At 30.8% G+C, this 23,325-nt stretch carries 14 protein-coding genes; 5 read left to right on the top strand and 9 right to left on the bottom strand.

What is annotated here, in order from left to right; genetic code table 4:
- Positions 1-124: 124 nt before the first annotated feature.
- The 9 genes from PWA39_RS01790 to PWA39_RS01750 all read right to left on the bottom strand — a co-directional run bounded on the left by PWA39_RS01790 (position 125) and on the right by PWA39_RS01750 (position 18,374).
- A complete protein-coding gene (locus PWA39_RS01790) occupies positions 125-3,058 on the bottom strand; it encodes a P110/LppT family adhesin N-terminal domain (RefSeq protein ID WP_075949636.1) in 2,934 nt (977 codons plus the stop codon).
- A 22-nt stretch (positions 3,059-3,080) separates the two neighbouring features.
- Positions 3,081-5,993: a P97 family adhesin gene (locus PWA39_RS01785; RefSeq protein ID WP_274827491.1), complete on the bottom strand. Its 2,913-nt coding sequence runs from the start codon at positions 5,991-5,993 to the stop codon at positions 3,081-3,083.
- A 364-nt stretch (positions 5,994-6,357) separates the two neighbouring features.
- Positions 6,358-8,193 (bottom strand): dihydrolipoyl dehydrogenase, encoded by a 1,836-nt coding sequence (gene lpdA, locus PWA39_RS01780; protein WP_069099450.1) that lies wholly within the window; start codon positions 8,191-8,193, stop codon positions 6,358-6,360.
- Positions 8,193-9,122: a 2-oxo acid dehydrogenase subunit E2 gene (locus tag PWA39_RS01775; protein ID WP_069099451.1), complete on the bottom strand. Its 930-nt coding sequence runs from the start codon at positions 9,120-9,122 to the stop codon at positions 8,193-8,195. The genes lpdA and PWA39_RS01775 overlap by 1 nt, the downstream gene beginning before the upstream one ends.
- 879 nt (positions 9,123-10,001) lie before the next feature.
- On the bottom strand, positions 10,002-12,332 hold the full coding sequence (locus tag PWA39_RS01770; protein WP_069099452.1) for an ATP-binding cassette domain-containing protein: 2,331 nt from the start codon (positions 12,330-12,332) through the stop codon (positions 10,002-10,004).
- A complete protein-coding gene (locus PWA39_RS01765; protein ID WP_069099453.1) occupies positions 12,332-13,372 on the bottom strand; it encodes an ABC transporter ATP-binding protein in 1,041 nt (346 codons plus the stop codon). Before PWA39_RS01765 ends, PWA39_RS01770 begins: the two co-directional genes overlap by 1 nt.
- Positions 13,372-14,529 (bottom strand): ABC transporter permease, encoded by a 1,158-nt coding sequence (locus PWA39_RS01760; RefSeq protein ID WP_069099454.1) that lies wholly within the window; start codon positions 14,527-14,529, stop codon positions 13,372-13,374. Before PWA39_RS01760 ends, PWA39_RS01765 begins: the two co-directional genes overlap by 1 nt.
- Complete coding sequence (locus PWA39_RS01755) at positions 14,516-15,562, bottom strand: ABC transporter permease (protein WP_044284193.1); 1,047 nt, start codon at positions 15,560-15,562, stop codon at positions 14,516-14,518. The genes PWA39_RS01760 and PWA39_RS01755 overlap by 14 nt, the downstream gene beginning before the upstream one ends.
- Position 15,563: 1 nt before the next feature.
- Positions 15,564-18,374 (bottom strand): OppA family ABC transporter substrate-binding lipoprotein, encoded by a 2,811-nt coding sequence (locus PWA39_RS01750; RefSeq protein ID WP_069099455.1) that lies wholly within the window; start codon positions 18,372-18,374, stop codon positions 15,564-15,566.
- 1,238 nt (positions 18,375-19,612) lie between these two features.
- On the opposite strand from PWA39_RS01750, the gene PWA39_RS01745 reads away from it, so the two are divergent.
- From PWA39_RS01745 to PWA39_RS01725, 5 genes are read left to right on the top strand one after another with little or no spacing between them, the layout of a single operon-like run.
- A complete protein-coding gene (locus tag PWA39_RS01745; RefSeq protein WP_069099456.1) occupies positions 19,613-20,281 on the top strand; it encodes a 3-keto-L-gulonate-6-phosphate decarboxylase UlaD in 669 nt (222 codons plus the stop codon).
- Entirely contained in the window at positions 20,256-21,152 is an 897-nt protein-coding gene (locus tag PWA39_RS01740; protein ID WP_069099457.1) for an L-ribulose-5-phosphate 3-epimerase, read from the top strand. The genes PWA39_RS01745 and PWA39_RS01740 overlap by 26 nt, the downstream gene beginning before the upstream one ends.
- Positions 21,136-21,858 (top strand): L-ribulose-5-phosphate 4-epimerase, encoded by a 723-nt coding sequence (locus PWA39_RS01735; RefSeq protein ID WP_069099458.1) that lies wholly within the window; start codon positions 21,136-21,138, stop codon positions 21,856-21,858. Before PWA39_RS01740 ends, PWA39_RS01735 begins: the two co-directional genes overlap by 17 nt.
- Positions 21,842-22,720, top strand: coding sequence for an HAD family hydrolase (locus PWA39_RS01730; RefSeq protein ID WP_069099459.1), 879 nt, complete (start codon positions 21,842-21,844; stop codon positions 22,718-22,720). Before PWA39_RS01735 ends, PWA39_RS01730 begins: the two co-directional genes overlap by 17 nt.
- On the top strand, positions 22,713-23,243 hold the full coding sequence (locus tag PWA39_RS01725) for an MPN499 family protein (RefSeq protein ID WP_069099460.1): 531 nt from the start codon (positions 22,713-22,715) through the stop codon (positions 23,241-23,243). Before PWA39_RS01730 ends, PWA39_RS01725 begins: the two co-directional genes overlap by 8 nt.
- Positions 23,244-23,325 lie beyond the last annotated feature (82 nt).

Raw genomic sequence — 23,325 nt, 5'->3', positions numbered from 1 at the left:
TTATTTATTTTGATGCTTAAAAAAAGCTTCTGTCTTGCTTAAATTAGTTTTGGCTTTAAATTTTATTACTTAATTATAAAAAAACCTCGATTTTACGAGGTTTTTTTATAATTAAAATTTGTGATTAGAGATATTCGGATCTAAATTTTTCAAAAAGTTTATTATATTCTTCTTCACTTTGAGGTGTGTCAAATAAAGCAAAACCTTTAAAGGTGATTCCGGTTTCAGATCTTCCTCCAGGTAGTTCCTCCAATTGTTTGTCGATTTGTTCTTGAAGTTGTGACATGGTAGTTCCAAAAGTAAAACCTTTTTCAAAATCTAATTTTGCACCAGTTGGTATTTCACGACTTCAGGTAAAAATTGGTTTTTTAGCATCATCAGATTCGGTAGAATAAAATTTAATATTCATAATCGATTTGCTATCTTTTTTTTCAATATCCACGCGTAAAATAATAGTGGATCTAGAATTATTAAGAAAATCATGAAAATCATTGTGAGGATTTTTTGGATCAATTCCTATTACAGTTCTCATAGTACCCTTTTGAATTGCAACTGTAATTTCACCATTATATGTTGATCGAAATCCTTCTTTATCGGTTGTTAGAAATCCATCATTATTGTGGCGAAAAATTTGAGCCGGCGGCTTAGGGACGAAATCAGCACCAATTTTAAAAACATCGGGAACTCTGAATTGCTTTTCAATAACTAAGTTAAAATTATTTTCTTTTTCACCTGTTTTTAGTAAAAAATATTGAAAAAAATCTATTTTAGGTAATTTTTTGGGTTTAAAAGCATAAAGAAAGGATGTGCCGTCTTTTAATTTTAGATCTTTATTGTTATTTACAGTTTTATCCAAAGAAATTCCACCTTCGGCTAAATAAATGCCTTGTTTTTGTTCATCAACATGGACTTTTTCTTTTGATATTTTTGAAGGTGCTTCGTTTGCATTAAATCTAAAATTTGGATTATTAACGGCTGAAATTGATTTTACAACTTGCTGTTTTTGACCATCTTCTAAAGTTTTCTCTTCTATTTCAACATTAGTTTTTCAATCTAAAAATAGGTGAGTTTTTACGCTATCAGAAAAAGATTTATAAAGTTTATTATCTTTATTTACATCGTCAACTTCAACTGTTAAATTTCTTTCAATTCCATTAGGGGTTTTAATCTTAAGATTTATTTCATAGGTCTCATCTTTATGATCTGCAGAAATAGAAACAGAAGTTCCTTCAGGAAGATTAGATTTTTCAAGATTTCCAAGAAGTTTTCTTAGGTAATCGCCTAAAGATTGATCACTTAGAGGGGTAGTTGGAGTTGGAGTTGGAGTTGGAGTTGGAGTAGTTGACTCTTCACTTGAAGAAGCGGGCGGGGTTGGAGAAGGGACAGGAGTTGTTTCTTCTGTATCTTGGAATAAGGTAGTCAAAGCGCTAACATTTGTATCAACAGTTGTAGAAGCATCTGAACCTTCAGTGGTTTCTTCAGCGGTCTGATCAGTGCTTGAAACTATTGAAGTTTGACTAATTTTATTACTTTTTGTTGCAAAAAAATTAAGAGCTTCAAAAAAAGGGGCTAGTTGAGTTGTTATATTTTTTATATCGTAAGGTTTATTTAAAAAAGGTTGGATTTTATCATCAATTGTTGAAGCAAAAACTGTAATTGGCAAGTCTTTCTTGATTTCAAAGGTTAAATTGTCAATATCTTGTGATCCTTGCTTGTCAAAACTCTCAATTGCATTTATAAAATGTGCACCATAAATTTCTTCGTTTGCATTAAATTCTAGTTCAAAATTGAAGGTATAAGTATTATCTTCGCCAAGTTTTAGACCTAAAGGAAGTAAGGTTTCTTCAGTAAAATTACCTTCAATATTTAGTCCAACATTGACAATATTAGGATTTTTAGGATTATTTTTGTTTTCTTTTACTGAAAAAGTGACACTTTTTGGAGCAAAATTAGGGATTAAACCTTTGATTTCTTCTAGAAATGTTTTATTTTCAGCTGTATTTTCACTTGAGTTTGAAGTAAACCAAGAATTAAACTGTTCAAGATTTAAACTTTGAGGATTTTGGGAAAAATATTCTGATACACTAAGTTTGTTTTGTGCTAAATGTTTAGAAATTACTGAGTTAAATTTATAATTTTTTTTAAAAATTTTTAATAGTTCAGAAGATTTTTTTTGTTCTGTTTTCTTAGGCACATCAACAAAATTAAGTGTTAATTTACTACTTTTTTGTGTTTTTTTATCAACTAAACTTAATGCTAAATCAATTTTATTATTAACATCATCAACATTTGTAAAATTTAGTTTTTCTTCTTGCAATTCAGGTTTTATTTCAAAATTGGAAGGAAAAACAAAAACTGGCTCAGAATTTATACTAAATGAAATTCCGCCAAATTTAGAAAATGTTGCAAATAGTGCTGAACTTGAATTTTTTGTTTCTTCAAAATTTTTTTTAAATTCATTATAAAACAAAATAGCAATTTCGGTCGCGGTTTTTCCTTCTAAAAAATCTTGATTTAGAAGACTAATTGATGCGCTCAAATTTTGGGCTGAAAAATTCAAGGTTTTATCTTGATCTGAAAAATCTAGGTCAAAACTTGCGGTATAATTTATACTTTTACTTGAATTTGAAATATTAACTGCAAGATTTTTTATTTTATTTGACTCAATTTTTACTTCAGATTGACTCCTAGGAACAACCAATCTGAAATTTAAATCTGGATATTTTTGACTAATTTCGCTAAAGTCAATTGCATTATTTAGGTCAAAATTATATGCCTTATCAAAATGCAAATTTAGAGCGTCAGAAGCACTTAATTTTTTAGCAAATTTTGACTTAAGTTTTAAATTAGCAACTAAGCTATTAAATTCGGTCGTGTTAAATTCTGAATTAACATTTAAATTTGTAGCGTTAGCTAATTTCTCGTCAAATTCGGACAATTTTGAATTATAATTTTTCGAGTGTAAGGAGATTAAATACGGAACACTGGCAGAAATACTAACGACCGTGCTAACTCCAATAATTGCAAAAATTATATGATTTAATTTAATTTTTTTCATAATAATTTCCTTTATAAGTTTATTATTTTAACAATAAAGAGCTTGTGTGTTCCATGATAATAACGCGGATAGGTTGACTTGAGAAATTTTCAGGATTATTTTTATCATAAAGATATAAAAATAAATTATATTGAACCCGGTTTCCGGTGTTAGGAATTTTCTCAATTACACCGCTAGTGTCGATGTCGTTAGTTTGTGATTCTGATTCTGTTGTACCTGTTGTGCCTTGTGTTTGATTTTGTTTTGGTTTTTTTATAGCATAAAAGCCTAAATCTAAATCTTTGTGTTCGAAGGTTAAATAACTGCTAAAAGGTAGTTTTTCCACTTCTTTATCAACAGATACTGGTTTATTGTCATTTGATTTTGAGATGGCAACTTTGATTTGAGATTCAAAATCTTTAAAATCTTGACTGGTTAAGAAAACTATTTGTGAATTTGGTGAAAAAGTTGAGGCAATTTCATCTAATTTATCAACTTCGTCGCTTAAAAGTTTATTTTCAGAATTGATTTTTAGTTCAATTTCTGATTTTTTTGTTTGATAAATAACGCTAGCTAGATCGCCGTTTTTATCAACTGGACCAATATTATATCAATATTTTACTTTTAAATTTTGGTCATTTTGTTTTTCTAAAGCATCAACATTTGTTAAATTAGGTTCCAAGCTAAATTGAATTTTGTAGTTAAAATCCTTACCAAAATTACCAGTAAAAAGTTTTTGGCTTTTTTGTTTTGAATAAGCTAATGAATAAAAAGCTGCGAGAAAATCGGTAAGATTTTCAATATTATTTTTACCGGTTTGCTCTAAAAAATTAGGCTTAGTGAATTTGCTTGATAGTAATTCAATTTGTTTTATAAAGTATTCAGGGCTAAAAGATGAATTTGTTTTTATCAAATTAAGAGTGTTTTTAAGCTCATTACTAATGTAAAAACCATTTTCAAGAGGTTTATTTAAATCTAAAAAACCATAGTTAAATGAAAAAAGTCAAACTGTTGGTTCGGAATTATCACTATCAATTTGACCGCGTGGTTGTTTTGTAGGCTTAATTTTAATGTTGCTTAATTTTTCAAATAATTCATTACTATTAGTATTTTCTGGCCAGTTTGCTCCAGAATCTATTAATTTAAAATGTTTAAGATAATCAAACCAATATTTTGCAACAAAACTAACATCCTGTTTTGATAAAAATGACAAAAATTGTGAAATTTTTTCGTCACTATTAAAATAATTAGAATAAATTGATGTTATCCCTTTTGAGGCCGCATCATCAACATTTGAGTTTTTAATTAAATCTTCAACAGTTGGTAAATTATAATTATCAACCATTGATTTTAATTGTGTTTCATCAAATCTAAAGCCATAATAACGGGAATTTTGAAGAACTTTTTTTAATTTATCGAAATTATTTGTCTGAATTAGTGCTAATAATTCGTCTTTTGGAATTCCTTTTTGATTTTCTTTTCTAACAAATTCTTGGGCTTTTGGTTCAATAGTTAAACTACTTTTGCTAATTGAAGCCGCAAAATCAAGATCATTTTGAGCTAAGATTTCAAAATTTTTAATACTTTGAGAAAATTTTTTTGTAGCAACAATTTTATCATTTCTTTTATCTTTTATAACAATGTCACCATTAATTTGGGCAACAACATTGTTATCTTTGAAATCTAAATTGACTTGATCAGTGTCTAGTTTGATTTGAACATCTAAAAATTTTGAAATTTGGTTAAAATTTAAATTTGCTAGGTTATTTTGGAATTGAATTTTTGATATTAGTGGTGTTTTTACAATTTTTTCAATAAGTGAATTAAGAAAATCGGCGCGTTTTTCTTTGGTTGCAAAAATTTCATTATTATAGTAATTTAGAAAATCTCACCCTGTAATTAAAGTTGAATTATTTTGACTAAAATTATTTATTGCAAAATAATCACTGTCAGAAAATTCGCTTAAAACAATATCATCACTAATTGATTTATCAAGGAAAGAATTACTTAAATTGAGTTGAGTAGTAAGGAAAAATTTGGAATCCTTGTTAATATCAGCGGCAATTTCCTTTGAGAAATCAGAAGAAAACTGGGCAACAAAGGTCAATTTATAAACCCCAGGAGTTGCTGTTTTTACTAAATATCGATCAGTTATAATTTGATCTTTTACCAAATTTATATCATAGCGAGGTTTTTGAATACCACTTTCAGATTCAAAGTAAAAGCTTTTATTGCTAAAAATTTGTGAAATTGTCTCATCGAGGTTAAAATATTTACTAATAATTTCTCTAGCTTCATTGTCATTTTTTGCACTATTAACTTCTTTTTGAAAATCTTCAACTGAAATTAACTTTGTCAATTCTTTTTTAAAAGAAAAATTAACCTCACTATTTGTGTAAGGCCTTAATTTTTTGAGTTGGTCTTCTGAATAAGTTGAAAAATTAGAAAGCGAATAATCTGGAACATAATTATAAGCAACTTTTTGTTTAAATAAGTCAGAAGTTGCTGTTTTACCATCGGCTAATTTTTGTGAAACTCGCCAGTAAACTTCGAATGTTTGCTCATTATCATCAGGTTTGATATCAAAAATTTCCAGTTTGAAAGGTTTTCAATTATGATCGGTTGAAAAATTAACAGGAATGCTAGAGTTATTTGTCTGGTAAAAATCAAAAAAATCTGTTAAATCAATGTCAGTTTTTTTGGTATTATCGTCGTTCAAAAGTTTCTTTTTTAGATCTAAATAGTCTGAATTAGCATTTAAATATTTATCCTTTATACTAATGAAAGAAATTGATTTTGCTTGGTTTTGCACATCAATTCGCGGGTTTTTTAGTTCTAAATTTGCAAAAACAACTAGCGGAACGGCAATAATTGCTCCACCAGCAATAGTACTTAGCCCTAAAAGAAAAATATTTTTTTTAGTTAGTAGTTTTTTAGTGATTGTACTCTTCGACACACTTCCTCCTAAGTATTCTATAAAAAATTCTAGCAAAAAAAAAAAAAAAACAAAGAGATTTTGTAAAATAGTATATTTATTCCAGAATATTCAAAAAAAATTCTATCAAAATGAAGCAATACAAATTTAGACTTAAAGACAAATTTAAATACATCAAAAATTGACAGTCTAAAGGTTAAAAATTAAAATTTTGCATTTTGCACAAGAATTTGGGCAAATTTACAAAAAATCAACAATAAAAAGGTGCACAAAAATCAAGACGGCTTAAATTTTTATTTTTTTGCATTAATTTAAAAAAAGGAAACTAAATAAATAATTTCCTTTTTTGATGTTTTGAAGAAATTAATTGAGTTGATTTTTGATTTTATCTTTTTAGTTTTGCTTGTGCAGCACGGGCTGCTTCTCAAATTACTTCGCTATAAGTAGGGTGAGGGTGAATTGCTGCTGCAAGTTCATGAATTGTTACCTCAGCATCCATTGAAACGACAATTTCTGAAATCATATCAGTAGCTACTGGACCGATAAAGTGAGCACCAAGAATTTCGCCATATTTTTTATCGACAATTAATTTAGCAAATCCGTGGGCATCTCCGGCAGCAATTGCTTTACCAATGTGAGCAAAACTAGCTTTTCCAACAACAAAATCATAACCTTGCTCTTTTGCTTGTTCTTCAGTTAGACCAACTGAAGCAATTTCGGGATGAGTATAAACGCAAGCTGGAACGGTTTTATCGTTATATTTTTCGCCTTTTCCAGTTATTGTACTTACTGCAACAACGGCGTGACGGTAAGCAACATGGGCTAGCATTGCTTTTGCACTAAGATCACCAATTGCATAAACTCCGTCAACATTTGTTCTGCATTGATCATCAACGATAACACTTTTGCGAGCATCAAGTTCAACTCCAACTTCGCTAAGACCTTCAGAATTTGGCTCACGACCGATGCTTACTAAAATTTTATCAGCACTAATTTGTTGTCTTTTTCCGTCAAGTTCGTAAACAATACTATCATTTTCATAGCTAATAATATTAGAATTTAGAACAACATTAACACCACGGTCAGTTAAGTTTTTTGTAATAATTTGTGAAATTTCGCCATCAAGGTTTGCCAAAAGTCTTGGAAGATTTTGTAAAATTGTTACCTTAACTCCAGCAGCGACAAAAATTTGGGCAAATTCAACACCAATAACACCGCCACCAATTATTACAATTGAACTAATTTTTTCTTCAAGATTAATTGCTTCTTTTGAAGTTAAAATTTTTCCTGATTGGTAACCTTGTTCAAAACCAGGTAAATTCAATTTACGGTCACGTGATCCAGTTGCAAGAATAATATTTTTTCCACGATAAACTTTATCTTCAACTGAAATTTCGTGCGCACCTAGGAATTTGGCTTCACCAAAAATACTTGTAGCTCTTGCTGATTTTACAATTGCCTTAACTCCGCCAACTAATTTGTTAACAACTTCAGTTTTTCGTTGGTGCATTTTCTCTCAGGAAATTTTTACATCAGTTTTTCCTTCAAGACCATAGTCACTAAAGTGAGTTACATAATCAAGAACTTCGGCAGTTTTTAACATTGCTTTTGTTGGAATGCAGCCAACATTTAAACAAACACCGCCTCAATATTCTTTTTCAACAATTAGAGTTGATAAACCATTTTTACCAGCCTCAGCAGCCGCAAGATAACCACCAGGTCCTGAACCGATAACAATTACATCAAATTCTTGGTCAATTTTACCTTGGTAAACTTTGCCAGTATTTGCAGAAGAAGTAGGTTTTTCAGGTGCTTTTTCAACTTTTGGGGCAGGAGTTTTTGCTGGTTTTGCTGTTGATTTTTTTGGACCAAAATCAAAACTTAAAAGATCATTGCTTACTTTTACTTCACCAACAACACTTGCTCCACTTGCTTCTTCTTCCTTTTTCTCTTCAGTTTTAACTTCGGGAACATCGCTATCACCTGATCCATCATCAATATAATAAATTTCTTGACCAACGTGAATTGTATCACCTTCAGACATTAAAACTTTAACAATTTTTCCGGTTTTTGGCGAAGGTATGTCAGCGGTAATTTTGTCAGTTTCAACTGAGAATAACGAATCACCTTCATTTACTTGGTCGCCTTCTTTTTTGTAAATTTGGGCGACAACTCCTTCATGGAGCCCTTCTCCAATGTCAGCAAATTTAAATTTATACATTATAAAATTCCTAAAATTTCTGGTTTTTCTAATAATTCTTTAACTCTTGCGGCAAAACGACCAATTGTTGCTCCATCAATTCAACGGTGATCGGCTGCAACTGTTAGATGCATAATTTTGGCCGCAACAATTTGTCCGTCTTTAACTTCGGCAGAATCAATAATTGCGCCAACACCAGCAATTGCTAGTTCTGGATAATTAATTACTGGAACACCGTAAAGAGAACCAACAGATCCATAATTAGTAATAGTGAATGATCCGCCTTGCATTTCACTTGGTTTGATTTTACGCTCACGAGCTGCTTTGGCCAGTCTAACAATTTCACTGGCAATTTCAACGATTGAAAGAGTTTGGGCATTTTTTATTACTGGAACCATAAGACCAGCTTCAGTATCAACGGCCAAACCTAAGTTTATAGTATCAGGATAGACAATTTCATTTGCAGCTTCGTCGTATTTTGCAGCAATAATTGGGTATTCGCTAAGTGCAATTAAAATTGCTTTTGCAATAAAAGCTAAAAATGTTAGTTTTATTCCAGTTGTTTTTTGCACTGATTCTAAAACAGATTTACGAAGTTTTCAAAGATCTGTTACATCAATTTGGTTTACTAAATTAACGTAAGCCACAGAATTTCATGAATTTGTCATTGCTCTTGCAATCGCTTTACGGATTGGAGCAATTTTTTCGCGTCTTCCATCTAGTTTTGATGTTGGACTTACTGTGGTTGTTGAGGCTGGTTGGGTTTTTGGAGTAGGAGCCTCAACTTTTGGAGCTTCGACTGCAGGAGCAGGCGAAGATTTTAGAGAATTTAGATAATTCTCAACATCGGATGACTCAATTTTTCGTCCTTCAATTTTAAGATCAGCAAGATCGATATTTGCTTGCTTAGCCATCGCTCTTGCTTTTGGGGTTGCTAAAATTTTTGACATATAATTTCCAAACTAATAATTTAAAATATAAAGATTTTCGGGTTGTCTAGATAAAAAAATAAAGATACTTAATTAAAAATACAACAATTAATTATACATTAAAAATCGGCAAAAAAAAGAATTTTTTCAAATTTTCCAGCATAAAAGATTTTTATCAACAAAAAAGTTTAGTATTTTAAATTTTTAGACTAAAAATTACTTATTTTGGCTAGTTTAACTTAAAAAGCTAAATTATAAAATATTTAAACTGCTTTTTTAGTTAAAGGCCCCGGCAAAAATTAATTTATGGACAAAATAACAAAATCATGAAAAATACAACTACTATTTAAACTCAATGCAAATAGAAAACTCGTTTTTATTTGCAGCGAGCCTAAAAAAACATATGAAGTTTTGAAAGAACAATAACCAAAAGCCCTAAATTTGTAGATTTCTAAACGGTAAATTTAAGGCATTCCATCATATTTATAAATATAATGGATAATTCGCAATATTTAATTTTTTCAGACAAAAAACATAATCAAATCCTCCTTAATTCAATATCAATTTATTAATTCATTCTTAGTGTTGTTTATTATAACATAATTTTTTCTTAGACCAAACATTTTTTTTTTTTTTTTTTCAAAAGGTTAGTTTTAAAATAATAAAAATCCCCTCCGCTGAAACTCAAAGGGGTATTTTATATTTGTTTAATTAATCTATTTATTAAGGTTTATTTAAGGTTGCTTTTTTGTAAATGTTGAATTCTTTGAAGATTTCTCCAAAAGCACTGCTAGCAAATCGACGCTCTGGGCTTTTTTAAGGCCTAAAGGATCAAAGATAATATTGCCAAAGTCTAGATTTTAAATTTTTAGACTAAAAATCACTTATTTTTGGTTAGTTTTAACTTTTTTTCAAAGTTCAGCTATCAAGTTGTTTTTTTGTACCATAGACAAAATGGTTTTGGGTAAGTTTTAATTCTTCAATAACATTAGGGAATTTTTGTTCTTCAAGATAAACATTATTAAATAAAATTGGACTAAACGGAATGTGCGCGTTTGAAATTTTCGGGATTGAATTTAATAAATTAATTGTATAAGGATGAGTTGGATTTTGGAAAATTTCGTCAGTTTTACCTTTTTCGACAATTTTGCCAGCATGCATAATTAAAACTTCATCAGCAAGATATTCAACAACAGAAAGATCGTGGGCGATAAAAATTAAGGAAAGATTTTTTTCTTTAACTAATTTTTTTAACAAGTTAATAATTTGTGCCTGAATTGAAATGTCAAGTGAAGCAATTGGCTCGTCAGCAATTATAACTTTTGGCTCAACAATTAAAGCCCGAGCAATTGCAATCCTCTGACGCTGACCGCCCGAAAACTCGTGCGGATAACGGTAGGCAAATGAGCGTAAAAGCCCAACATTTTCAAGTGCTTCATAAATTAGTTCGCTCAGAATAAATTTCTTAATTGAACGCTTTAGTAAGAAAAATGTAGGCGCTTTTTTGATTCCATAAAAAAGTTGAATGTTTTTATAAACATTCCTAATGTTGATTTTCTCAACATTAAGCGTCTTGATTATGGCGATTTTTTCATTAAAACGGTTGTCAATGTTTCTAATTTGGTCGCTAAATTCCCCAGTAGATTTAATTTTTGCAATAAATTTTTGGTGAATTGCAAGAACTTTTTTCTCTAAGAGTGAAATTTTGCTAAAAAAATCAGTTTGAGCCTGTTTTTGAAAGTTTATTTCTTTGGTTTGCTCGCTAAGTCAGTTGTTGTAATTTTGAATAAATTCGTTCTTAATTGTATCATATTCGACTTGTTTTTTGGCCAAAATTTCTTCTAATTTTGCAAGTTTTTCAATATTTTCAGTGCTAAAATTTCCTCTTTCTTTATTAACAGTATAAATATTTTTAAATTGGAGATATTTTGTTCTAAAGTTGACTTTTTGAGCAAAAATTTGCTTGTTTTTCTTTGCACTTTCAAGGAAGCTATTTAATTCAAGTTTCAAAAGATGTTCAGAAATTTTAGCACGAAAATCTTTTGTGCTCATGTAATTTTTGGCATTAGTTTTGTCAAAAATTACGTTTTTATAAGTTTCTGACATCGTTTTTTTGAAATTATTCAAAATTTCAATGATTTGCTCAATTTGGCTGATTTCCAAAAAGGAAAATAAATTTTTTTCTCAGATTTTTCGGGCGTGATGAGCTAAAAACTTGCTAATTTGACGGTTAATTATTGCCTGTTTTTTAAAAAAGGAATATTTTTCCAAATCCCTTGAAGTTAGGGCGTTATTATTTGCAATTTTGTACTCATAGAAAAATTCGGCAATATAAGATGAGACTAAATTATTTTGATTTGTGAATTTAAATAGTTCTTGACTAGCCTCTTTTTTTAAATTAATCCCTGATTCATTGAGTGTTTTTTTGAAAAATGATTTTTGAGACTTAATTAGTGATCTTAGGTCTTCGACATCTTTTAGTGCTTGGCGATATTCAGCCTCGACTTTTGCCTGCTCTTTTTTACGGTAAATTTTTTGAATTTCGTAAAAATAATCGTGTAATTTGGCCACATTTTCGTAAGCTAAGTTATAAATGCTTGCCAAAAGTTTTTGTTTGCGTTCAAAATAAAGCAAATATTGGCCAAAAAATTCGTTATTTAAATTTTGATTGCCACTTTCTGGACTAAATTTTTCAAGTTCATTTTCAATTAGTTTGATTTGCTCTTGTCAGTAGGCAAAAAATTGCTCCATTTCGTGATTTTGGCCTTGGAGCATTAAAAGCTCAATTTCAAGGTATTTTTTTTCAAGAGTTCGCTTGAAGTGAAAAATTAAATCATTTCAGTCAAGAAAAATATCTTTCATTTTGGATTTAATTATGCCGTTAATTACGAGTGTTTCTTTTAAAATTGAGTAAATATTTTTTTGCTTATTAAGTGAAGAAAAAGGATCTTGAAAAATCATTTGCATGTTTTTTCGTAAAAACAGGTTTTGTTTGCGCGAGAGTTTTTTACCGGAAATAATTTGACCCAAAAGTTGAACTTGACCACCAAAGTTTTCATAAAGCCGAACAAGACAGCGACCAATTGTGGTTTTTCCTGAACCTGACTCGCCAATTATGCCTAAAATCTGGCCTTTTTTTAACAATAAATTAATTCCATCAACAGCTTTGACGGTTGCAAATTTGTTTATAAAATATTTTTCTAATTTTTTTGTCTGTAATGCAATTTCCATTATAATACTTCTTTAAATAATTTTATTCTCATTTTTAATTCAGGATTTAGTTCAACTTTTGGCGCAGACGGATGTAAAAGTCAAGTGGCGGCATAGTGGCTTTCAGAAATTTTAATAAGTGGGGGCTCTTTTTCAAAATCAAGTTGCAAAGCATATTCATTTCTTGGAGCAAAAGGATCTCCGGCTGTTAGGTGTCTTAAATCGGGCGGAGACCCGCTAATTGTATAGAGTTCTTCTTTTTTTGAACCCTCAGGAATTGCCGAAATTAGCGCTCAGGTATAAGGGTGTTTTGGGTTTGTAAAAATATCTTGGCGAGTTCCTTTTTCAACAACACGGCCAGCATACATTACATAAATATAGTCACAAAATTTAGCAACTATTGAAATATTATGGGAAATAAAAATAATTGAAACTTTATATTGATGGCGAATTTCATCTAAAAGTGCCAAAACAGAAGACTGGACCGTTGGATCAAGTGCCGTAGTTGGCTCATCGGCAATAATAATTGAAGGCTGAGCGGCGACTACCATTGCAATCACTACCCGCTGTTTCATTCCGCCAGATAAGGTATGCGGATAAGAATAAAAGCGGTCTTTTGCATTTTCAAGTCCAAAAGACTCAAGCAGCTTAATTAAAAAGTCAATTTTTTCTTGTTTATTTTTAAAACGCTTGTCGTTTTTGAGACCATCAAGCAATTGTTTGCCAATTGTCCGGGTTGGATTTAGGGCAACTAAAGGGTCTTGAGGAATATAGCCAATTTTGTGACCACGGATTTGCCGTCACTGATAGTCTTTCTTGAAATTTCCAACATCAAGGCCGTCAATTTCCATTTTGGTGGCAGTAGTTTTTGCAAAGTTATTGATTCCTAAAAGCGATCTTGAACAGACAGACTTTCCTGAACCCGACTCGCCAACAAAGGCAACAATTTGGCCTGAATAAACACTAAGATCAATGCCTCTGATCACTTCAAGATACTGTTTTTTGCCGGTTTTGAAACTAACACGAAGATTTTTTACGTCTAAAATACGTTTTTTTTTCATTATTTTCTGCCTCCAACACGAGGATCAAGGGCATCATGAATTCCGTTGGCAATAAATCGACTTGTAACTGCTAAGGCAACCAAAACCATTGAAGGTAAAAGCAAGGCAATTGGATTTTTGTCAGCCAGAGGAACTGAAGAGTTAATAATTAGTCCTAAATTTGCTGATGACTCAGGTCCTTCTTGTAAAAATCCAAGGAAAGCTAGTGATGCGATTGTTGAAATTGATGAAAAAATACTTGCAATAAAAGTTGAGAGTAATTTTCCGAGAATATTTGGCAAAATGTGTGAATAAATTTGTCTGAATTTTGAAGCTCCAATTACTTTTGCCGCATAAATATATTCTTCGTCTTTGACAATAACAGTATAGGACCTTGCTTGATAAGTTGGAATTGTCCAGCCTGTAAGCGACAAAAGAACAATAATTGTGATTGTATATGGCCCTCAAATTGCAATAAAAATAATAAAGATAATAATTCAAGGAATTGCACCAAAAATGTCAATAATTCTAAGAACAATATTGTCAATTCAGCTTCCAATGTGATAGCCAAGATAAGTTCCTAGCACAATTCCGATTAAAAATTGAATTAAAGCAATAAGTACTGAAATTCCAAGTGCATTCAGAGTTCCTTGTCAAGTTCTGAGTCAAATATCACGGCCAAATTGGTCTGTTCCAACTAGTGAAATGAAATTTTTGCCATTTTCAAGGGCGCTCATAACTTGATAAGGATTCACATTAATTTCTCAACGGTTTGGAAATAATTCTTTGGTCGCACCTTGAATAAGAGTGATATTTTTTTCAACTTCAATTGCCCGGATTTTTTCGAGAATATCGGTTGAAATTGTTGTTTTTATTGTCCCTAAAGTGCTTGGCAGCTGTTCATAGACAAGCGAAGGATCGGCATTTGAAATTGGCTTATTGACACTATAGGGGCTAAAAATTATTGTAAAAATGGCAATAATTAGCACACTAAGAAATAAAAACGTGGAAATAAGTGAGATTTTTGATTTAAAAAATTTTTGGACTGTATCTTTTCAGAGTTCAACAATTTTTCCTGTTACTTGGTAGTTTTTTTCCGAAAAACTTGCTAATTTAAGGAGTTTTATCTGGTTTTCTTTGAGATTATATTTTTGGTTAAATTCTTTAGGATCGAGCATTTTTTTCCTCCGCAGGTCGATAATTACGTGCTTTTCAATTTTTAATTCGCGCTCAGTAACTTACTGGTGAGTCTTGACCAAAAGAAATTCGCGGATCCATAAAAACATAACTTAAATCACCAATAATATCAACAACTAATGAAAGCGAAGTAAAGAAAATAATTGAAAACATTGAAATATTAATCTCACCATCAAAGGCAGCGCTAACTAAGATAGTTGAACTACCGGGAATTCGGAAAAATTGCTCAAGGACAATTGAACCTGAAAGGAGAATAATATAAGAAAAAATCAAAGATCTTACAAGCGGAATTGCTGCGTTTTTTAGCACATATTTGAAAAAAATGTCCAGTTTTGAAAGCCCTTTTGCTTTTGCAATCAAAATGTATTCAGACGACAGCACACTAATAACTTGGTTTCGAACTAAAAAAACATAGCCCGCAATTGAAGTGATCGTAAAGACAAAAATTGGCGGCAAAAGTGAGGCAAATGACGTTAGACTCCCATAGGTTTCGGCATCTTTAAACTCAAAAGGAAGTCCAATTTTAATTGCAATTAAAACAACAAAAGGCGCTAGGACAAACGATGGAATTGCAACAAAAAAAGTTGAAATTCCCGAAATTGCCGCATCTTCAAGTCGATCACGCCGATAAGCGGCAATTGTTCCAAGAACTAGTCCTAAAGTGCTACTTATTAAAAATGAAGGCAGCGACACTAAAATTGTATAGCGCAAAGGCATGAAAAATAATTCAGGAATTTTGCCATCTTCACCAGTTTTAAAACGGGCGCCAAAATTTCCTTGAAAAATATCGGCCGTATAATAAGCTAGTCTTGTCAGAGTCGGCTGGTCAAAATAATATTTTGCGTGTAAATCAGCGATTTTTTTGGCCTGATCGGTCCCTTTTGCACCTTTATCGATAACATCACCAAAAGGATCAGGCGAAAAATTAGCAAGTAAAACAAAAACTAAAATATAAATTGCCACAAAAGTTAAAAGCGCAAGTCCTAACCGTTTGAGAGAATATTTTAATATCATTTTAATTTGTTCCTTTTTTATTAAGGTTTTGGAATTTTTCTTTGAGTGGCTTAATTGTAATCATGTCTGGCGGAACATAACCTGAATAAGTATTGTTTGAATATGGAATTGAAATATTTGGATTTTCTAAAAATGCATATGGCGTTGAAGATGCTACATTCAAAAGATCATTAAGTCCAAATCCTAAAAGTGAGGTTAATTCCGCGGTTAATTTAATCAGTTCTTCATCAGAATTTTCTTCTTGGTAGGACAGGTTAAAAATTGCTGACTGGGCGCTAAAATCAAAAGAAACCTTGTTTTTGTCGTCTTTTTGTTCATTAATTTGGTCAACAAAAGTCTTGTATTTCATAACTTTTTTAGTTGCATCTTTTGGATCAGGGCCTTCTTTGACCTCGCCAGTAAAAAAATAAGTAAGATCAGGAGCCAAATGCTGATCTGTTGCACCAAAATCTGGCGCATTTGGTGCATCTTTTCAGTCTTTAAATTCTCTTATATAACCTTTTTGGGCAAATTTGTCAAAAAAATCTTTAGCAGCAAGGGCATAACGATATACGTGTGGATAGGATTTTGCAATTTTTGACTCTGGACCTTTGGCATAAATAGCTGACAGCATTGCATAACCCACACCATGTCGTTGAATTTTACCGTCTAAAGCCGTCCCAATTCCGTCATAATCATAGCCCCAACCACCAAAATCAAGTCCGCCTGTTCGTGTTAGTAAATAATTTAAACGACGAGTTCGGTCTGTCAGTGGCCAAACTAGCTTAATTTTTAGCCGTGGATCAAGATCCATTATCGCTTTTGCGCCGTTAGTAATTGCGCCAATTTCTTTGTTGCCAGAATTTACAAAATAACTGTGGTTGGTTCATTCAACTTTTTGGTCAGCGGGAATGTTATTTTTGGCATAAAAATCATCAAGTAGCGCTTTCATGCGTGCTTTTAGCACTTCAAATTGAGGCGCCTGGAATTGTTTAGTGGCATCATTGACATTTTCAAAATTTTTTTTCTTCTCATCTTCGGGAGTTTTGGTATAATATATTTCCCCTGTTTGATCAAGGAGTTTAATTGTATTTGCTTCTTGGTAAAAATCGCGGGGTGTTTTTGAATCTGGCTTTGAGGTAATTTTGTTATCTGGAGAGACAAAATTGTATCAAGGCAAGCTTGAGTTTGAAATTGATTGGGCTGTTGTGTATAAATTTCAGGCATTTGCAATTATTTGCCGAAATTCAAGACTTGGACCTGAAATGAGATTTTCAACAACTTTGGCATTTCCCTTTGCAATATCAGCAAGTGAAGCACCAAAATTTAATTTTGCAAAATTATCATTAAATCCATAGTATTTTTCATCAAAAGCAACACCAACTTCCGGTCTAAATTCTTGTTTTAGCGAACCTGGAACAAGTATAGAATAATACCATTTGTGCAAATCATCTTTACTTTCTGCTTTTTTTAGTTTTCAGCCGTATGTTTCTTGATCACCTGAGACTAAATTTTTAATTGAATCATTTAGCGTGTCAAAGCTGATAGCCAATTGTGTCTGTTCGCGATAAGAGTTGAATTTTGCATTTTCAAACGCCGAAGGACTGCTATATTTAGAATAAAGAGTAGTAATTTTGTTGAAAATGTAAGGTAATTGCTCTTTTCAGCCAGTTCGTGGGTAATATTTGTTGATTTTTCAAGTCTCACGATGAGTTTCCTGACTAAGTTGGGTATAAGGTGAGACAAAAAGCTGATCTTTGCGGAAATCTTCGCCATACCAGTAGGCTCCATATTTAAGTGCTTCGCCAGTTTCGCCAAAACGGCCTGATGGTTTTCCGTCTTTTATAGTTTGAGTTTCACTGTTTCGTTTGTCGATAAATCCAGAAGGCGCCGGATAAATCATCCCGCCAAGTATTGACTTTTGGTAAAATCCGTTAAAAAATACTTTGTCTTTTGAAGCGCCTTTGTAAAAACTTACCGATTTTTGCCCTTGAAAATTAGCGTTTTTGCCTTTGTATTGTTCAATATATTTGTTTTCATCATCCAAATCAGCCAAATCTATTCCAAAAAGATCTAATAAATACCAGTTAATAAGAGTATTTGTAAAATATGTTGACTTTGGATCGAAATTAGGAATTTTTTTCTGAGCTTCTTCGTCAATTTTTTTGCTTCCGCCAACGCTTGCCCGGTATTGTGGATCTGACAGCCTTTGGGCTTTAAATCCGTAGTAATAATCCTCAGGTTTTAGCGTATATTGGCTTGGATTGCCTTGATAGTCTACCCATTTTACGTCATTTTTTAAGAAAAAATGAATTGATTCAGCCTCATCAAGTGCCTGAACAAAAAAGTCAGAATTAATTGAATTTTTTTGGTCTGATTTTAATTTAATAACAAGCGAATTGGTGGTCTGACCAGGTTCAAGATAGCCTTTTTCATGAGCATCGCTGTCAAAAACTAGCTCACTACCGTCTTTTTTTCGTACTACAATCGCCCCGGCATTAACAAAAGACTCGTAACTATATGTTGGCTTTGTAATTGAATAATTAAAACTTTTGTCTTGTTTTTCTTTTGATTCATCGCTAATTCCATCTTGTTTGATCTCAACACTATTTTCATAAACAGTTTGGACTAAATAAGAAGCTGTATAATACCTACTAGGGACTGTAGGCGAGGTAAAAGTGTTAGTTCAAGTTTTAAAAGCACCAGGATCAGAAGTGGCAGAATTAACAGTCGTAATTCATTCTTGCCTTTCTCAAGCGGGCTGAATTGAGCATGAAACAAAAACTGCCGTGCTGAAAACACTAAGTACTGAACCGATAAAAAGTTTTTTCATTTCCCTCCTTTTTTAAAACAAAAACTACTATCTTTTTCGATAGTAGTTTTTGTTTTTTTATCCTATATAACTTAATGTTATGAACAAATTGTGTCAAAAACTACTATTTCAAAGAAAATGGAAAACTTAACATTAAAATTATTAATAATGTTAATTTTGTTTTCTCATGCTTTTTTAATAGAGTTTTTTGATTGCATTATTTTTCCTTGCTAGAAATTATACACTTTTTTTAAAAATAAACAAACAAAAAAAATAATTTTTTTCTTAGGATAAATTCTAGATACATATATAATAAATATAAATTATATATATGATATTTTTTAAGTTTATTGTTTAGTAAATCTAGCTGTAAAAAATTACTTAAAGAAAATGCTTTAGCAAAAATCTGACTAACCGTTTTTAATGACCAATAAAAAAATGATCTAATATTTCAAAAATTTAAATCCGGTCGATTATTTTCCTGAGTTTGCCAGTTTGATGCAAAAATTCACTTTTTAGTGAATACAAATAAGCAAAAATATCGGTTAATCCGTGTTTTTTAACCTAAAATCTTAATTTTTTTTTTTTTTTTTAAAACTAACAGTTTCAAAAAAAAAAAAAAAAAAATGCTTGGTTAAAAATAAAAATAAGTTATAATTAGACTCACTAAGAATAATTAATAAATTTTAATATTGAATTAAGGGGGAATTAAGAATGTTTTTGCCATAAAAAAATTAGAAAATGCGAATTTTCCATTATATTTTTAAATATGATGGTATGCCTTAAATTTAACCGTTTAAAAATCTTCGAATTTAGGGCTTTTAATTATTGTTCTTTCAAAACTTCATATGTTTTTTTAGGCTCAATGTTAGTAAAAACGAGTTTTCTATTTGCATTGAGTTTAAATAGTAGTTGTATTTTCTTTGATTTTTGTTATTTTATCATAAGTTGATTTTTGTGAGTGTTTTAGCTAAAAAAGGTAGTTTAAATATTTCATATTTTGCTTTTTAAGTTAAAAAAGCGGCCAAAACTAAACCAGGGCATTTTTTTAAGATTAACTCATCAAACTAGCAAACTCGTGGAATTAGTTTAAAAAAATACTTTAAACAAAAAAACTAATTAGCTTTTTTAATGACCAACAAAAAATGCTCTAATTTTTCAAAAATTTGAATCACGATCGATTGTTTTGCCAAAAATGATCTAAAAATCATAAAAAAATGTATAATTTATATATAAATTTATAAGGAAAGGAATGAAACATGGCACTACCACTTTTACAAATTGCTCTTGATAATCAAAGTATTGAAGAGGCGATATTGTCTGCAAAAAAAGCAGAAAAATATATTGATGTTATTGAAGTTGGAACAATTTTACTAGCCGCTGAAGGTAAAAAAGCTATTTCCGAACTTCGAAAAAATTTTCCTGATAAAATAATTGTTGCCGATGGTAAGATCGCTGATGCTGGAAACGTTTTTGGAAAAATGTTTTTTGACTCAGGTGCCGATTTTACAACTGTAATTTGCGCAGCTGAAACTCCGACAATCAAAGATTTAGTCAATCTTTCTCATGATTACAGTCAAAAAATGGCGAAAAACCTTGAAATTCAAGTAGAAATGACAAATAATTTTACTTGAGAACAAGTTCAAGACTGAAAAAATGCAGGTGTTCCCCAAGTTGTTTGACACCGTCCTCGCGATTCGCAAGCTAACGGAGTTAAATGAACCCAAAAAGATATTGATATTGTAAAAAAACTCGCTGATTTAGGATTTAAAGTTACAATCACTGGCGGAGTTGAAGTTGAGGATATTAAATTATTTAAAGATATTCCAATTTACATTTTCATTGCCGGCCGTTCAATTCGTGATGCTGAAAATCCTGAAGAAAAAGCAAAGGAATTTAAGGATGAATTTAAAAAATACTGACATTAATTTTCCTTTAGGAATTTACGAAAAAGCAATTGATAAACGTTTGACATTTGTCGACAAAATTAAAGTGGCAAAAAAAGCCGGATTTGATTTTATTGAAATGTCTGTTGATGAAAGTGATGAATTTGCTGCTCGTCTTGATTTTTCTAAAAATCAAATTAAAGAAATTCGCGATGCTTTATTTGAAAATGATTTTTATATAAATTCTATGTGTTTATCATTGCACCGAAAATTTCCTTTTGGCGCAAAAGATGAAAATGTTCGCCAAAAAGCGCTTGAAATTATGGAAAAAGCACTAATTTTAGCAAAAAATCTCGGAATTAGAATTATTCAGCTTGCTGCTTATGATATTTATTATGAACAGCCTCATCCTGATTCTGAGATTTTTTTCATTAAAACAATGAAAAAAATTGTTAAATTAGCAAAAAAATATAGTGTCACAATCGCATTTGAATCAATGGATACAAAATTTGCTGGAACAATCTCAAGACTACTTTATCTTCAAAAACAAATTGGCTCAGGCGTGCTTTTATACCCGGATTTAGGTAATTTATCCCGTTTTTCAAATGATTTAGAAGCAGAAATTAAACTAGGAAAATCAGAAATTGTTGCCTTTCATTTCAAAGATACTCTCCCTGGAATTTTTAAAAATCTTGAGTTTTCCCAAGGTGATGTTGATTTTGTTTCTGCTTTTCGCTATATTTTAAAAGCCCAAATTGCCGTGCCTTTTGTAATTGAAATGTGACACAAAGAAGAAAATTTTGACCAAAATTTACCACTTTCTGATAATTTGGCAAAACAAAGCCAAATTATCGCAAAAGCACGTGATTTCTTCATTGAAAATTTAAGGATTGCTTATGAAAATCAAAGATAGGGACGAATTAGTTTTACTACAAAAACAAGTTTTAGAGGCTAATCTTTTATTATATAATTCAAAATTAGCACTTCACACTTGAGGAAATGTTTCGGCCATAAGTTCAGATCGCTCATATTATGTAATTAAACCTAGTGGAATTTCTTATGAAAAAATGAAATATTCAGATATGGTTCCTGTTGATCTTGAAAATAATGTTCTCGAAACTGATTTAAATCCATCAAGTGATACGCCAACTCATTCACTTCTTTATAAAGCAGATCCGCGAATTAAGGCAATTGTCCATACTCACTCGCCTTTTTCAGTGGCTTGAGCCCAAGCTGGCAAAGAAATTCCTGCCTTAGGAACAACGCATGCTGATAATTTTTATGGTTCAATTCCCTGCACAAATTCATTAACTGACGAACAAATTAATGGTCAATATGAACATAATACTGGTCTAGTCATAATTGATCACTTTAATAAAAATAATATTGATTTTATTGCAACTCCGGCCGTTTTAGTAAAAGAACACGGGCCTTTTTGTTGGTCTAATAAATCTGCAGAAGACGCTGTTAAACTCGCTATGACTCTTGAAGAAGTAGCAAAAATGGCCTTTTATACAAAACAAATAAATCCTGATCAAAGTCAGGCTAATATTGTTTTACAAAAAAAACATTATAACCGAAAACATGGTAAAAACGCATATTATGGACAAAAACAATAATACAATCAAAGAGAAATTAAAAAATATCGAAAATTTTGTTTTCGATCTCGATGGAACTTTATTAAAATCCGATCACCAGATCAGCCCAAAATCTGTTGAAACAATTGAAAAATTAAAAAAAGATGGCAAAAAAATTATTTTTTGCTCGGGTAGACCTTGATATTTTATAAAAAAATATTATTTTGCACTAAAACCAGATTTTCCGATAATAAGTTGTAATGGTTCACTGATTTATGACTATAAAAACGAATCTGTTGTTTTTAGTACAACTTTTAGTCCAAGTCAAGTTTTAGAAATTTTTAAGAGCCTGGCCAAAAATCAAGTCTTTTTCTTGATTTATACAACCAAAAATATGCTAGCTTTTAGCCAAAAACAAACAACATGCCCATGATTTTCTTTCCTTAAAAATGAAAATGAAAATTTTTCTGAAGCTGAAAAATTACCTTTAAAATTTTATGACTATGAAAGTTTGTCCCAAGACGAAATTTCTAGCCTTGACGTGGTAAAATTTTTACTTATCAAACGAGATAGTAACTTAGAACTTTTTGAAAAATCAATGGCTGAACTTGAAAATGTTGAAGGAATTTATTTTGTTCAGTCGCAATCTTCAGTAATTGATATTATGATTTCTGGCTCAAACAAAGGTCAAGGACTAAATTATTTAAAGCAAAATTATGGCCTAAATCTCGATAAGACTTTATCTTTTGGCGATGCAAAAAATGATATTTCAATGTTTGACCAAACTAAACTAGCCATCGCAATGGGTCAAGCGACTGAAGAAGTAAAACAACATGCTGATTTTATAACAGATTCAAATGATGCCGAAGGAATAGCAAACTTTTTTTCAAAATATTATGGCTAATATCCGATTAAGAGAAAAAATTTCAAAACTTATTAAAATAAAAGTTAACCACTTATCAGATGGATATTGACTTGTTCCTAGTTTTACTAAACTTTTCTCGCCAAGAATGACGGCTTTTGTTATAAAAAAAGCAAAAACCTTGGAAGAATTAGTCGAATTTAACGACTTTTATAAAAAAGAACTAATCTTTAGTTTTAACGGTGATTATAATTTTTATAATTTTAATATTCTGATGAAATTACGTAAAATTGATTTTCGTCTTGATATAAAAGCTGTTTTAAAAAAACCTGATGATGCTATTTTTATTTTTTTTCCTGTTCCAAATTGCAAAATAGTTTTAGATAAAAAATCATTAAAACTAATTTATAACGGAATTATTCCCTTTTTTTCAAAAGAATATTATTCAAATTTAGCTCTTTATCAACGCGAAAGATCCGCAAAGCTACAAAATAATGATGTTTTTAAAGGGTTTTTTTGAAGGCGAAATGGCTTTGAAGAAATTTATGTAAAAAATGAAGCATAAATTGAAAAATATGGTATCATTTTACAAAGTGAAAAAACTAAAAGAATATCTTTTTTCTTTTAGTTTTTTATTTAAGGCTTAG

Origin of the sequence: Mesomycoplasma ovipneumoniae ATCC 29419, from assembly GCF_028885435.1 — a bacterium.
GTDB classification, from domain to species: domain Bacteria; phylum Bacillota_I; class Bacilli_A; order Mycoplasmatales; family Metamycoplasmataceae; genus Mesomycoplasma; species Mesomycoplasma ovipneumoniae.
This window is presented reverse-complemented; position numbering and strand designations above follow the sequence as displayed.